Origin of the sequence: Lysobacter sp. CCNWLW3, assembly GCF_036697405.1 — a bacterium.
Classification (GTDB): domain Bacteria; phylum Pseudomonadota; class Gammaproteobacteria; order Xanthomonadales; family Xanthomonadaceae; genus Lysobacter.
The window spans coordinates 86,594-100,419 of record NZ_JBAHWA010000005.1; the positions used below are offsets into that span (position 1 = coordinate 86,594).

The following is a 13,826-nucleotide window of genomic DNA, read 5'->3' on the forward strand; positions in this document are numbered from 1 at the left end:
CGGGCCGGATCGTGGCGGGCCCGGGTGGGCCGCATCGGCGCTCACGATAAAAGAATTCGCGCGCGCGGGAGCGTGCCGCCGGACGCAAACGAAAACGCCGGCCCAGGGCCGGCGTTTCGTGGCAGGCGCGGCGGCGGCCGCGTGCCCCGGGGCTCAGGTACCGGCGGCCGGCTTGGCCGCGGCGTCCTTGGCCGGCGCCGCCGGAGCGGGCGCGGCCGGTGCCGGTGCTGCGGCGGGCGCCGCGGCGGCCGGTGCCGCCGGCGCATCGGCGGCGGCGAAGTCGTCCGCGCGCGCGTGCAGGCCCTGCAGGTAGCTCGACAGCGCGCCGATTTCCTCGTCGCTGAGGTTCTTGGCCACGCTCGCCATCACGTTGAACAGGCGCGGATCGCGCTGGGTGGTGGTACCGGCGCGGTACTCCTCCAGGCGGCGCTGCGAGTACGCGGCCTGCTGGCCGGCGATGTGCGGATAGGCCGGGCCCGGGTTGCCGGCGCCGCCGGGGCCGTGGCAGGCCATGCAGGCCGGAATGCCGCGCGTCTTGTCGCCGGCCAGGAACAGCTGCTGGCCGACCTCGAAGAACTTCTTGTCCTTGTTCGGGCCGCTGGCGATCACGCTGTCGTCGGCCACGCCGGCGCCGGACTTCTGGGTCGCGAAGTAGGCGCCCAGGTCGCGCGCGTCCTGCGCGGTCAGCGCATCGGCGTAGGGCTTCATCGCCGCGGCCATGCCGGTGTTGCGCTCGCCGCTCTTGAACAGGGCGATCTGATGGGCGATGTAGCGCTCGCTCTGGCCGGCCAGGCGCGGGTACTGCGGATCGGTCGGATTGCCGTCGAGGCCATGGCAGGCCGCGCAGGTGCCCGCCTTGGTGGCGCCCGCCTTGACGTCGCCCCACGAGGCCGGCTTCTCGACCAGCGGCGCGGCCTGGACCGGCTCCTTGTCGGGGATCGGCGTGATCGTGGGCTGGGCGTAGGCGACGGCGACGGCCGCCAGAACGGTCAGACCGACGATGCCTAGGACGCGGGCTTGGCTCATGTAGCTGGGCTCCGAAACACTGGGATGGCGGGCCGCGTAGCGGTCGCCGGAACCTCGGAATTATCGTCGCGGGGGCAGGGCGGGTCAACGCGAATCGGCGTCCGCGCGCTGTCGGGCACGGCTTTTCGGGCCGCGAACGCGGTCGGCGACGGGCGTTAGGCACCGCCGCCGTGCGATCCTAGCGCCATGGTCAATCCCCTAGCCCGCGCCCGCTACCTGCTGGCGGCGCACACCCCCAAGCAGTTGCCGCCCGATGGCGGCTTCGAGGTCGCCTTCGCCGGCCGCTCCAACGCCGGCAAGTCCAGCGCCCTCAACGCCATGTGCCAGCAGAACGCGCTGGCGCGGGTGTCCAAGACGCCCGGACGCACCCAGCAGCTGGTCTTCTTCGACATTCCGCCCAGCACCGACCGCTACCTGGTCGACCTGCCCGGCTACGGCTACGCCAAGGTCCCGCAGGACCTGCAGGCGCATTGGCAGGCCTTCATCGATCAGTACTTCCAGACCCGCCAGGCCCTGCGCGGCCTGGTCGTGGTGATGGACATCCGTCACCCGCTCAAGGATTACGACCGCCAGATGCTCGGTTACGCGGTCTCGCGCGGTTTGCCCGCGCACGCGCTGCTGACCAAGGCCGACAAGTTCGGCCGCGGCCAGCAGTCGCAGGCCCTGCTGGCGGTGCGCAAGGATCTGTTCTCGGCCTACGGCAACTCGGTCAGCGTGCAGACCTTCTCCGGCGAATCCAAGCAGGGCGTGGACGAAGCGCGCGCGGTGGTCGGCGGCTGGCTGGAGCTGTAGTCGCCCAGCCCGACTTCGCCGAGCGGACCGCGCCGCGCTAGCCGCGCCGCGCGATGTAGGCGCCGTGCGCCGGCAGGCGCAGGCGCGCGCCCTCGCATTCGCCCGCGACCAGGCCGTGGCCCGGCAAGGCCTGCCAGGCTTCGTGCGCGGGCAGCACGGTCTCCTGCGGCTGCGCCGACAGGTTGAACACCAGCAGCAGTTCTTCGTCGCCGAGCCGGCGGGTGAACGCCAGCAAGGGTTCGGCGACGTCGCGGAACGCGATCTCGCCCAAACGCAGCGCCGGTTGGCTGCGTCGCCAGGCCAGGAAACGGCGGAAGCCGTGCAGCGGCGACCGCGGGTCGGCCTCCTGCGCGCTCACCGCGCGCGCGCGGTGGCTGTCGGGGATCGGCAGCCACGGCGTGCCATGGCTGAAACCGGCGCCGGCGCTGTCGTCCCAGGGCATCGGCGTGCGGCAGCCGTCGCGGCCCTTGAAGTTGGGCCAGAACGCGATGCCGTAAGGATCGCGCAAGGCCTCGAACGGCAACTCTGCCTCGGGCAGGCCCAGTTCCTCGCCCTGGTACACGCACACCGAGCCGCGCAGCGAACACACCAGCGCGCTGAGCTGGGTGGCGTAGTGCGGCGGCTCGCCGCCCTCGCCCCAGCGCGTGAGCACGCGCTGCACGTCGTGATTGGAGATCGCCCAGCACGGCCAGCCTTCGCGCATCTGCGCTTCCAGGGTCTGCACCGTGGCGCGGATGTAGGCCGCGCTGCGGTCCTGGGTCAGCAGCTCGAAGCTGTAGCCCATGTGCAGGCGCCCCGCGCGGGTGTACTCGTCCATGGTCGCCAGCGAGTCCTCGGACGAAATCTCGCCCAGCGCCGCCGCGCCGGGATAGCGGTCCAATAGCGCGCGCAGCTCGCCCAGGAAGGCCAGGTTCTCGGGCTGGGTATTGTTGTAGTGGTGGTACTGGAAGGCGTAGGGGTTGTCGGGGCTGAAGCCGCGGCCGACGCGCCGTTCCTTGGGCTTGGGCGGGTTGTCGCGCAGGCGCGCGTCGTGGAAGCAGAAGTTGATCGCGTCCAGGCGCAGGCCGTCGACGCCGCGGTCCAGCCAGAAGCGCACGCTGTCCAGCACCGCCGCGCGCACCTGCGGATTGTGGAAGTTGAGGTCGGGCTGGGCGGCCAGGAAGTTGTGCAGGTAGTACTGGCCGCGCCGCGGCTCCCACTTCCAGGCCACGCCGCCGAACAGCGACAGCCAATTGTTCGGCGGAGTGCCGTCCTCGCGCGCGTCGGCCCACACGTACCAGTCGGCCTTGGGGTTGTCGCGGCTGGCGCGGCTTTCCTTGAACCAGGCGTGCTCGGCCGAGGTGTGGCTGAGCACCTGGTCGATCATCACCTTCAGGCCCAGGCCGTGCGCCTTGGCCAGCAGCGCGTCGAAATCGTCGAGATCGCCGAACAGCGGATCGACCTGGCGGTAGTCGGCGATGTCGTAGCCGAAGTCGGCCATCGGCGATTTGAAGAACGGCGAGATCCAGATCGCGTCCACGCCGAGCCCGGCGACGTAGTCGAGCTTGCCGATGATGCCGCGCAGGTCGCCGACGCCGTCGCCGTTGTCGTCGCGGAAGCTGCGCGGGTAGATCTGGTAGATCACCGCGCCGCGCCACCATGCGGCCGCGCGCGCCGCGGCGTCGCCTTGCGTCTCGCCGCGCGCGGCGCCGGTGTGGGCCGATTCGTTCAAAGCCACCTCGAATGGATGCGGGCGGCGCGCCTGCGTCGCCGCGGAGTGCTGGCGAGCTTACCGGTCGCCGACGCGCCTGCGCGCGCCTGCATACGTATTCACTCCGATGCTGCATTGCAGCGACGCGCATGAATGCGACATCGATGCGCATGCAAGGCCATGAATACGTATGCAAGGTGCGCTGCAAGGCGATCGGCCTGCCTAAGATTGGCCGCACCGCCGGAGCGACGCGTCCGGCGAACGAAGCGGCGCGGCGCCATCGGCGCAGCCGCACACGAAACAAGCTTCTGGGAGGGGGCATGTTGAAACTGAAGTCGGCTTCGTTGAAGCCCAATCTGCTGACCGTCGCCCTGGCCTCGCTGGGCCTGTGCAGTCCCTGGACCGCGTGGGCGGCCGGACAGGACGCCGCCGCGCCCGCCGGCGCGGAGGCCGCACCGGCCGCGCACGAACTCGACGCGGTCACCGTCACCGGCAACCGCCGCGAGCAGTCGATCCAGAAGTACTCCGGTTCGATCCAGGCCTTCACCGGCGACGAGCTCGACAAGCTCGCCATCAACGCCGACATCCGCAACCTGCAGAACGTGGTGCCTGCCCTGCAGATCACCAAGCAGGAAGGCAAGTACGAGATGTACCTGCGCGGCATCGGCGCCTCGGACTCGGACTTCTCCTCCGATCCGGCGGTGGCGACCTATTACAACGGCATCTATCTGCCGCGCCCGCGCTCGATCGGCCCGATGTTCTTCGACGTCGAGCGGGTGGAAGTGCACAAGGGCCCGCAGGGCACGGTGCGCGGCCGCAACGCCGCCGCCGGCTCGATCAACGTGATCTCCAAGCGGCCGGAGCTGGACGGCTTCAACGGCAACCTCAAGATCGGCGCCGGCAACTACGACTTCCGCACCTACGAGGGCGTGCTCAACGTCCCCTTCGGCGACACCTTCGCCGCGCGCCTGGCCCTGTTCAACGAATCGCGCGATTCCTACATCAGCAACGGCTATCCCTTCGACCTGGAAGGCCCCGGCGCCATCGACAACTCGGCCGCGCGCCTGAGCCTGCTGTGGGAGCCCAACGAGAACTTCACCGCCTTCGTCATGATGGACAAGGTCAAGGAGGAGGGCACCGGCGACCCGGGCATGTTCACCGAGCGCGCGCAGGCGCGCGGCATCGATATCGACGACCTCGACGACCCGTTCCGCCAGTACTTCCGCACCCAGGGCGAGACCAGCAACGACATCGAGGGCATCTCCGGCACCTTCACCTACCGCTTCGACGACGCCTTCGCGGTCGAGTTCAGCACCGCCTACCGCAAGTACGATTTCTACAATCGCAACGCCTCGCGCGAATGGCAGCTGGGCCCGGTGTATCCGGGCAGCGAGGCCGAGGCCTACCACAACCCCGAACGCCTGCGCTGGAACGACACCTTCATGCAGGCCGACAAGTCCAGCACCGCGATCAACGAGCTGCGCTTCTTCGGCGACACCGGCCGCCTGATCTGGTCGGCGGGCGTGTTCAATTACCAGGAAGAGTACGACTACGTGTCCTGGGACGTGGGCAACGGCTACTGGGGCGACTGCGAATGGTTCGCGCCGGGCACCACCTGCGGCTGGCAGGACGGCCTGGGCGGCGAGAACCGCGGCGACGGCTCCAAGGTGCGTTCCAACGCCGTGTACGGCGACTTCACCTTCTCGGTCAACGACGATCTGCGCCTGCTCGCCGGCCTGCGCTACACCGAGGACAAGAAGACCGCGCGCGAGCGCCACGTGAAGTATCAGTTCGTGGTGCCCGACGAGTTGTTCCAGCAGTTCTTCGGCACCGCGCCCAACACCGGCACCAATCCCTGGACCACCGGCCTGACCCTGCTGTCGCCGGGCTTCCGCCTGCGCGACCCGGGCGCGCGCATGCCGGTGCCGACGGTGTGCACCAACAACGACTGGACCCCGGCCGCCACCGCCGGCTGCAACAACGGCCTGGACTACTTCCTCAACGGCTTCCAGAGCCTGGGCTACCAGGACAACTGGGACGAGTTCCTGAATCGCTACCGTGACCAGATCGACGTGATCATGCGTTCGGACTACGGCCCCGGCGCGACCAACGTCAGCACCTACGAGGACGATTACCTGGACTGGCGCGTCGGCGCCGAGTACGACCTGGCCGACAACCGGATGCTGTACGCCACCGTGTCCACCGGCACCCGTTCGGGCGGCCTCAACCGGCCGATGACCCTGGCCGACGGCCGTGTGCTGTCGATCCAGTTCAAGCCCGAGCAGCTCACCTCCTACGAGGTCGGCTACAAGAGCGACGTCCATTGGGGCGAGATGCCGGTGCGCTTCAACGCCGCCGTGTTCTATTACGACTACCAGGACAAGGTGCTGCAGAACATGATCGACGTGCCGGCGCCGACGCCGGACAACCCGAACGCGGTCACCCGCCAGGTGCTCAACGACAACGCCGCCAACGCCAGCGTGCTGGGCCTGGAGTTCGAAGGCCGCTTCGGCTTCGAGCACGGCCTCAGCCTGGGCTACAACTTCACCTACCTGGACACCGAGTTCAAGGACTCGGACGTGCTCGACACCCGTTCCAGCCTGATCGTGCCGTTGGACGGCAACCGCCTGCCCAACACCTCCAAGGTCAACCTCAACCTCAACCTGTCGCAGAACATGGGCGTGGATTGGGGCCCGGTCAGCTCCTTCGACTGGACCCTGAGCCTGGCCTACCGCTCCGACTACTACCTGACCGCGTACAACAGCCGCGGTTTCGGCCTGGACGCCAACGGCAACGTGATCGAGATCCCGCTGTCGCAGATGGCCTTCAACAACGGCTCCAACCCGGCCGGCGCCGGGCCGGCCGCCAACGGCCTGGCCATGAACGACAAGGTCGACGGCTACACCACGCTCAACCTGTCGGCCGGGCTCAACTTCGGCCAGGACGAGCGCTTCCGCGTCGACGCCTTCGTCTCCAACCTCACCGACGAGGCCTACTCGGGCAAGGGCTTCATCAACAACTCGGTCAACATCCGTTACCTCAACACCCCGCGCATGTTCGGTCTGCGCTTCGCCTCGAAGTTCTGACCGACGCCGCCGCGGACCGGCCGCCCTTCCCGCGATGCGGGCGGGGCGGTTACGGTGGCGGCGCATGAGCCACGACGGGCCGATCCGATGACGACCAAACCGACGCTGTCGTTCTGGCAGATCTGGAACATGTGCTTCGGCTTCCTCGGCATCCAGTTCGGATTCGCCCTGCAGAACGCCAACGTCAGCCGCATCTTCCAGACCCTGGGCGCCAGCATGGAGGCGATCCCGGTGCTGTGGATCGCCGCGCCGCTGACCGGCCTGATCGTGCAGCCCATCGTCGGCTACCTGTCCGACCGCACCTGGACCCGCCTGGGCCGGCGCCGCCCCTATTTCCTGATCGGCGCGGTGCTGGCCACGCTGGCGCTGTTCGCCATGCCCAACTCGCCGGCGCTGTGGATCGCGGCCGGCCTGCTATGGGTGCTGGACGCGTCGATCAACATCTCGATGGAGCCGTTCCGCGCCTTCGTCGGCGACCAGCTGCCGACCTCGCAGCGCGCCGGCGGCTACGCGATGCAGAGCTTCTTCATCGGCGTGGGTTCGGTGATCGCCAGCGCCCTGCCTTATGCGCTCGCCCATTTCGGCGTCGGCAACACCGCCGCGCCCGGCGGCGTGCCCGACACGGTGCGCTACGCCTTCTATTTCGGCGGCGCCGTGCTGCTGCTGTCGGTGGGCTGGACCGTGTTGCGCACGCGCGAATATCCGCCGGAGACGCTGCGCGCGCACGACACCGCGCCGCGCCCGCCGCAGCGCGCGCTCGACCTCGCGCGCGCGCGCCGCAACGGCCTGGGTTGGCTGGTCGCGGGCATCGCCGGCGCGCTGGCGGTGCGGCGGTTCGGCCTCGATCCGCAGCTGTACATCCTCGCCGGCCTGCTCGCCGCCTATGGCCTGGCCCTGGTGGCGGTGGGCTGGGTGCGGCGCGATCGCGCCTTCGCCCACATCATCGGCGACCTGCACGACATGCCGGCGGAGATGCGCAAGCTGGCGGTGGTGCAATTCTTCTCCTGGTTCGCCCTGTTCGCGATGTGGATCTACACCACCGCCGCGGTCACCCAGGTCCATTACGGCAGCAGCGATCCGGCCTCGGCCGCCTACAACGAAGGCGCCAACTGGGTCGGCGTGCTGTTCGCGGCCTACAACGGCTTCGCCGCGCTCGCGGCGATCGCGATCCCGTGGATGGTGCGTCGCCTCGGCCTGCGCCTGAGCCATCTGATCAACGTCGGCCTCGGCGGCCTCGGCCTGCTGTCGTTCCTGCTGATCCGCGACCCGCACTGGCTGCTGCTGTCGATGGTCGGCGTCGGCTTCGCCTGGGCTTCGATCCTGTCGCTGCCCTACGCCCTGCTGTCGGACAGCGTGCCGGCGGAGAAGATGGGCGTGTTCATGGGCATCTTCAATTTCTTCATCGTGATTCCGCAGCTGGTCGCGGCCAGCCTGCTGGGCTTCCTGCTCAAGACCTGGTTCGGCGGGCAGCCCCTGTATGCGCTGGCGATCGGCGGCGCGAGCCTGATCGTGTCGGGCCTGTGCGTATTGCGGGTGCGCGAGCCGGCGGCGGCCACGCCATGAAAGCCCGGTTCCTGCCGCGAGCCCTGGCCGCCGCGCTGCTGACGCTGCTCGCGGGCACGGCCGCCGCCGAAGACACGCAAGGTGACTACTACGGCACCCTGGAGCCCTTCGCCAGCGACGCCGTCTACTTCGTGCTGACCGACCGTTACGTCAACGGCGATCCCGGCAACGACCAGCGCGAACAGGGCGGGCCGGACCCGGCCACGCGCAGTTTCGACCGGCCCGTGCCCGGCGCGCCGGCCGGCGAGAGCGACAACATCGGCTACCTCGGCGGCGACTTCAAAGGCCTGCTGGCCAACGCCGGCTACATCCGCGACCTCGGCTTCGGCGCGGTCTGGCTCACGCCCATCGTCGACAACCCGGACCAGGCCTTCACCGGCGGCGATGCGGTCACCTGGGGCGGCGCTTTCCAGGATCGCGGCAAGACCGGCTACCACGGCTACTGGGGCGTGGACTTCTATCGCCTGGACGAGCACCTGCCCAGCCGCGATCTGGATTTCGCCGGGCTCGCCCGGGGCTTGCGCGCGCACGGCCTCAAGACCGTGCTGGATATCGTCGCCAACCACGGCTCGCCCTCGTTCACGATGCCGGTCGATCAGCCCAAGTTCGGCGAGCTCTACCGCGACGGCGTGCTGGTCGCCGATCACCAGAACCTGGCGCCGGCCCAGCTCGATCCCGCCCGCCAACCGCTGCACCGCTATTTCCACGCCCAGCCCGACCTGGTGCAGCTGTCCAACCTCGACGAGCGCAACCCCGAGGTGCTGGACTACTTCGTCAGCGCGTACACGCAATGGATCGACCAGGGCGCCGACGCCTTCCGCATCGACACCATCCGCCATATGCCGCATGCGTTCTGGAAGGCCTTCGCCGACCGCATCCGCGCCAAGCGGCCGGGCTTCTTCATGTTCGGCGAAGCCTTCGACTACCAGGCGCGCAAGATCGCGCCGTTCACCTGGCCCGAGAACGGCGGCGTGAGCGTGCTCGACTTTCCGCTCAAGCAGGGCATGGCCGAGGTCTTCGGCCGCCAGAACGCGGGCTACCAGAGGTTGCAGGAACGGCTGTACCTGCGCCGCGGGCCGTACGCGAACCCCTACGAGTTGATGACCTTCTACGACAACCACGACATGCCGCGCCTGGACGCGAGCGACGAGGGTTTCATCGACGCGCACAACTGGCTGTTCACCGCGCGCGGCATCCCGGTGCTCTACTACGGCTCCGAGACCGGCTTCATGCGTGGCCGCGCCGAACATGCCGGCAACCGCAACTACTACGGCCAGCCGCGCATCGACGCCGCGCCGGGGCAGCCGATCTACGAACGCCTCAAGCGCATCGCGCGCCTGCGCGCGGCCACGCCGGCCTTGCAGCGCGGCCTGCAGCTGGACCTGGAATTCCAGGGCGATCGCGCGGCCTTCTACCGCGTCTACCGGCACGCCGGCACGGCCCAGATCGCATTGGTGCTGCTCAACAAGGGCGCGACGCCGGCGCGCTTCGAGGTGCGCCGTTATCTGCAGCCCGGCCTGTGGCGCGATGCGCTGGGCGGCGACAGCGTCGAGGTCGCTCGCAAGGGCGCGCTAGCGGCGACGGTGCCGGCCCACGACGTCAAGGTGTTCGTGCTGGACGCGGCGCCTGCGCGCTGGGATCTGCGCCGCGCCTTGGACGCCTTGATGCGGCGCAAGCTGGTGCGCTGAACGGCGATCCGGAGCGCTCAGGCCCCGCTGGAGCGCCGCACCGCCAGCGTAGCCGGCAGGGTGATGCTTTCGGTGGCCTCGCCCAGGATCTGGCGCAGCAGGGTTTCGACCAGCAGTTCGCCGGCGCGCTTGGTGTCCTGGAACACCGTGGTCAGCGGCGGGCTGGCGAAACGCGCCATCGGGATGTCGTCGAAACCGACCACGGCCAGGTCTTCGGGCACGCGCAGGCCGGCCTCGGCGAAGGCGCGCAGCGCGCCGATCGCGATCAGGTCGCTGGCCGCGAACACCGCGTCGAAGCGGCCGCCGCGCGCCATCAGCTCGCGCGCGGCGGCGTAGCCGTCCTCCTCGAAGCTCTCCGCATCCACCTGCAGGATCGCTTCCATCGCGCCGCCGACTTCGCGCAGCGCGGCATCGCAGCCGCGGAAGCGGTCGAAGAACTCCGGGCAGTGGCTGGAGGCGCCGCCGAGGAAGGCGATGCGGCGATGGCCCAGGCCGACCAGGTGCTCGCCGGCCAGGCGCCCGCCGCTGAAGTTGTCGCAGCCGATCGATACGCCCGGCTGGTCCGGCAGCACCGCGCCCCAGCGCACGAAGCGCGTGCCCTGCGCGACCAGCTTCTCCAGCTTGCCCTCGTAGGCCAGGTAGTCGCCGTAGCCCAGCAGGATCAGGCCGTCGGCCTTCATGCTGTCCTCGTAGTCGGCGTGCCAGTCGTCGGAGAGCTGCTGGAACGAGATCAGCAGGTCCTGGCCCTCGCGCGCGCAGGCGCGCGTGATCGAGCCCAACATGGACAGGAAGAAGGGATTGATGTGCGACTCGTCCGGGGTCGGGTCCTCGAACAGCAGCAGCGCCAGGGTGCCCGAGCGCTGCGTGCGCAGGCTGGAGGCGTGGCGGTCGACCTTGTAGTTGAGCTCGCGCACCAGCGCCTCGACGCGCTTGCGGGTCTCGGCGTTGACCAGCGGACTGCCGCTGAGCACGCGCGAGACCGTGGCCTGCGACACCCCGGCGCGGTGCGCGATATCCAGCGATGTGGCCTTGGATCGGCGGGTGCGCATGCGCGGTACCGACACGGAAGAGAGCCCGCAGTGTAGTGAGCGCGCGGGCGCGGCGCATGCCGCATCGCCGCACGCGCGACCGTTCAGGCGGCGCAGCCGCGCGAAGGTCGCCTGAGGCTCGGCCGCATCGGCCCAGGGCGCGATCGGCGAGCTGGCGACGGTCTCTGCGCGCGCGTCGTAGCGGCGCGCGGCGCGCTCGTCGGCCACCGACACCGTCGCCAGACCGCCCATCGGCAACTCGCCGGCGCCGCCTTCCAGCAAGCCGCCGTTGACGAAGGCGGCCATGTCCTCCTGCTCCAGCACCTGAGCTACCAGGTGCGCGGCGGTGGAATGCGCGGCGCGGTAGACGATCCTCGTGTTGGATCCTTCAGGCGATACGAGGATCGCGGGTTGGGGCGTGAGTTTGCGGCGAGGCTCAGTTCGTTTCCGCCAAGCGCGGATCCATGGCCGCGCGCAAGGCGTCGACCAGGGCGTTGATGGCGACGATCAGGGCGCCCACCACCAGCACCACGCCCAGCACCAGGGTGTAGTCGCGGTTGAGCGCGCCCTGCACGAAGTAGCGGCCCATGCCGGGGATGCCGAACACCTGTTCGACCACGGCCGAGCCGGTCACCACATTGATCAAGGCCGGCGACAGCCAGGCCGCGACCGGCAGTAGGGCCGGCTTCATCGCGTGCGACAGCAGCAGGCGGGTTTCGGACAGGCCGCGCGCGCGCGCGGCCTTGAGGTAGTCGGCCGACAAGGTCTCCAGCAGCGAGGCGCGGGTCAGGCGCGCGCAGTAGGCGATGTTGGGCAGCGCCAGCGCGATCACCGGCAGCACCACGTGGTTCCAGCCGCCCCAGCCGCCGGCCGGCAACCAATGCAGGCCGACCGCGAACAGCAGCACCAGCAGCGGCGCGGCCACGAACTTGGGAATCGCCAGGCCCAGCCCGGCCGCGAACATCAACAGCCGGTCGGTCCAGCGCCCGGCGCGCAACGCGGCCCAGGCGCCCAGCGGTATGCCGAGCAGCAGGGCCAGCAACAGCGCCAGCCCGCCGTTGAGCATCGACACCGGCAGCGCGCTGGCGATCAATTGGGTCACGCGGTAGTCGGGGTATTGGAACGAGGGCCCGAGGTCGCCGCGCACCACATCGCCCAGCCAGGCCGCGTACTGCGCGGGCAGCGGCCGGTCCAGGCGGTACTGCGCGGCGAGGGCGGCCTGCACTTCCGGCGGCGCGGCCTTCTCGGTGTCGAAGGGGCCGCCGGGCGCGGCGCGCAGCAGCACGAAGCACAGCGTGGCCAGCAGCCACAGCGTGAGCACGGCTTCGAACAGGCGTGCGGCCCAGCGCTTCATGGCGCCGGCTCCAGGCTCAACCAGCGGCTGGCGTGGCGGTCCAAAGCATTGGGCTGGTAGCCGCGCACGCGCTCGCCGACCAGATGCTTGGAGGTGTAGTAGTACAGCGGTATCACCGCATCGGCGTTCAACAGCCGGGTCTCGGCCGCGTGCAGCCAGGCGTTGCGCGCGGCCTCGCTCTTGGCCGCGTCGGCGCGCGCGAGGCGGTCGCGGAAACCGGCATCGTCGTAGCCGCTCCAGTTCAAGGGGCCGTCGCTGGCGAACGCGGCCAGGAAGTTGCGCGCGTCCGGCACGTCGCCGATCCAGCCGCCGCGGAACACCTGGGTGATCGCGCGCTGGCGCCGGTTCTGCACGAACACCTTCCACTCCTCGTTGCGCAGGCGCACCTGCACGCCCAGGGTCTGGCGCCACATCGCGGCCACCGCCAGTGCCATCCGGCGATGCGGAGTGGAGGTGTTGTAGCGCAGCTCGATCACCAGCGGCTGCGCGTCCGAATAACCGGCGGCGCGATACAGCGCGCGCGCCTGGGCCTCGCGCTGGGCCTGGCTGAGTGCGGCCCAGGGCGCCGAGGCCGGCGCGTAGCCGGCGATGCCCGGCGGGACGATGCCGTAGGCCGGGGTCTCGCCCAGGCCGGTGACGTGGCGGGTGAGTTTGTCGCGGTCGATCGCCAGCGCCAGGGCCCGGCGCAACTGCGGCGCGTCGCGCAGCGGCGGGCGGGTCAGATTCATGCCCAGCCAGAACGCGCCCAGATAGGGCGACAGGCGCAGGCGGTCGCCGAAACGCGCGCGCAACGCGGTCAGCGGTTGCGGCGGCACCACCTCGGTGATGTCCAGATCGCCGGCCGCGAAGCGCTGCAGTTCGGCGGCCGCGTCCTCGGTGACATGGAAGCGCACCTGCGCAATCGCCACGCGCGCCGCGTCGTGGAAGCGCGGATTGCGCGCGACCAGCAGGTTGGCCTGCGGCGTCCACGCGGCCAGCGTGTAGGCGCCGTTCGACACCAGCCGGCCGGGCCGGGTGTGCTGGGCGCCGTAGCGTTCGACCGCGGGCAGATAGACCGGAAACGCGATCGGCAGGGTCAGCAGCGCCGGCAGCGAGGCGCTGCGCTGCAGGCGGAACACCACCGTGCGCGCGTCCGGCGCCGACACGCCCAGCGCGCTGGGCGGACGTTTGCCGGCCTGCACCGCCTGCGCGTTCTCCAGCGCGTCGAACAGTTCGCCGAACGGCGCCGCGGTCGCCGGTTCGAACGCGCGCCGGAAACCGGCCACGATCTGCGGCGCGTCCAGGACCTCACCGTTGCTCCAGCGCAGGCCGGGGCGCAGCACGAAGGTCCAGGTACGGCCGTCGGCCGAGACCGACCAGCGTTGCGCCATGCCCGGCACCAGGCGGCCGTGCGCGTCCTCGGTGACCAGGCCTTCGTAGAGATCGCGCAGCACGTTGCCGCAGGCGACTTCCTGGCAGCGGTGCGCATCCAGCGTGCTGGGTTCGGGGCCGTTGCCGCGCTCCAGGGTCTGGGCAGGCACGGTCAGCGGCATCAGCGCCAGTAGCAGGGCCGAACCATAGCGTTGCAGGACGGACGTTGTTCGGCGCAAGGCGAGGGCT

9 protein-coding genes and 1 pseudogene are annotated in these 13,826 nt (G+C 70.0%); 4 read left to right on the forward strand and 6 right to left on the reverse strand.

The genetic code is table 11. From position 1 onward, the window contains the following. Window positions 1-153: 153 nt before the first annotated feature. Complete coding sequence (locus V1318_RS10680) at window positions 154-1,026, reverse strand: c-type cytochrome (protein ID WP_332939646.1); 873 nt, start codon at window positions 1,024-1,026, stop codon at window positions 154-156. Between the two features lie 186 nt (window positions 1,027-1,212). Between V1318_RS10680 and yihA the strand changes: the two genes are divergently transcribed. Then, window positions 1,213-1,818, forward strand: a complete 606-nt coding sequence (gene yihA / locus V1318_RS10685) for a ribosome biogenesis GTP-binding protein YihA/YsxC (RefSeq protein ID WP_332939647.1) — start codon at window positions 1,213-1,215, stop codon at window positions 1,816-1,818. A gap of 37 nt (window positions 1,819-1,855) precedes the next feature. Here yihA and V1318_RS10690 read toward each other — a convergent pair whose 3' ends face one another. Next, window positions 1,856-3,442, reverse strand: a complete 1,587-nt coding sequence (locus V1318_RS10690) for an alpha-glucosidase family protein (protein ID WP_332939839.1) — start codon at window positions 3,440-3,442, stop codon at window positions 1,856-1,858. Between the two features lie 386 nt (window positions 3,443-3,828). On the opposite strand from V1318_RS10690, the gene V1318_RS10695 reads away from it, so the two are divergent. From V1318_RS10695 to V1318_RS10705, 3 genes are all read left to right on the forward strand, one after another. Further along, window positions 3,829-6,594 carry a TonB-dependent receptor gene (locus tag V1318_RS10695; RefSeq protein WP_332939649.1) on the forward strand — a complete coding sequence of 922 codons (2,766 nt, stop codon included), beginning with the start codon at window positions 3,829-3,831 and terminating at the stop codon, window positions 6,592-6,594. Window positions 6,595-6,681: 87 nt separating this feature from the next. Continuing rightward, window positions 6,682-8,157, forward strand: coding sequence for an MFS transporter (locus V1318_RS10700; RefSeq protein ID WP_332939650.1), 1,476 nt, complete (start codon window positions 6,682-6,684; stop codon window positions 8,155-8,157). After that, the gene (locus V1318_RS10705) at window positions 8,154-9,845 is read left to right on the forward strand and encodes an alpha-amylase family glycosyl hydrolase (protein ID WP_332939651.1); all 1,692 of its coding nucleotides are present in this window, start codon (window positions 8,154-8,156) and stop codon (window positions 9,843-9,845) included. The genes V1318_RS10700 and V1318_RS10705 overlap by 4 nt, the downstream gene beginning before the upstream one ends. A 17-nt stretch (window positions 9,846-9,862) precedes the next feature. Here V1318_RS10705 and V1318_RS10710 read toward each other — a convergent pair whose 3' ends face one another. The 4 genes and pseudogenes from V1318_RS10710 to V1318_RS10725 form a co-directional block, all read right to left on the reverse strand. Beyond that, window positions 9,863-10,894, reverse strand: a complete 1,032-nt coding sequence (locus tag V1318_RS10710) for a LacI family DNA-binding transcriptional regulator (RefSeq protein WP_332939840.1) — start codon at window positions 10,892-10,894, stop codon at window positions 9,863-9,865. Between the two features lie 195 nt (window positions 10,895-11,089). Then, a pseudogene (locus V1318_RS10715) lies at window positions 11,090-11,335 on the reverse strand (DUF2007 domain-containing protein); the annotation flags it as partial. Further along, a complete protein-coding gene (locus V1318_RS10720; protein WP_332939652.1) occupies window positions 11,310-12,227 on the reverse strand; it encodes an ABC transporter permease subunit in 918 nt (305 codons plus the stop codon). The gene V1318_RS10720 and the pseudogene V1318_RS10715, both read right to left, overlap by 26 nt. Then, window positions 12,224-13,759 (reverse strand): peptide ABC transporter substrate-binding protein, encoded by a 1,536-nt coding sequence (locus V1318_RS10725; RefSeq protein ID WP_332939653.1) that lies wholly within the window; start codon window positions 13,757-13,759, stop codon window positions 12,224-12,226. The genes V1318_RS10720 and V1318_RS10725 overlap by 4 nt, the downstream gene beginning before the upstream one ends. Between the last annotated feature and the right edge of the window lie 67 nt (window positions 13,760-13,826).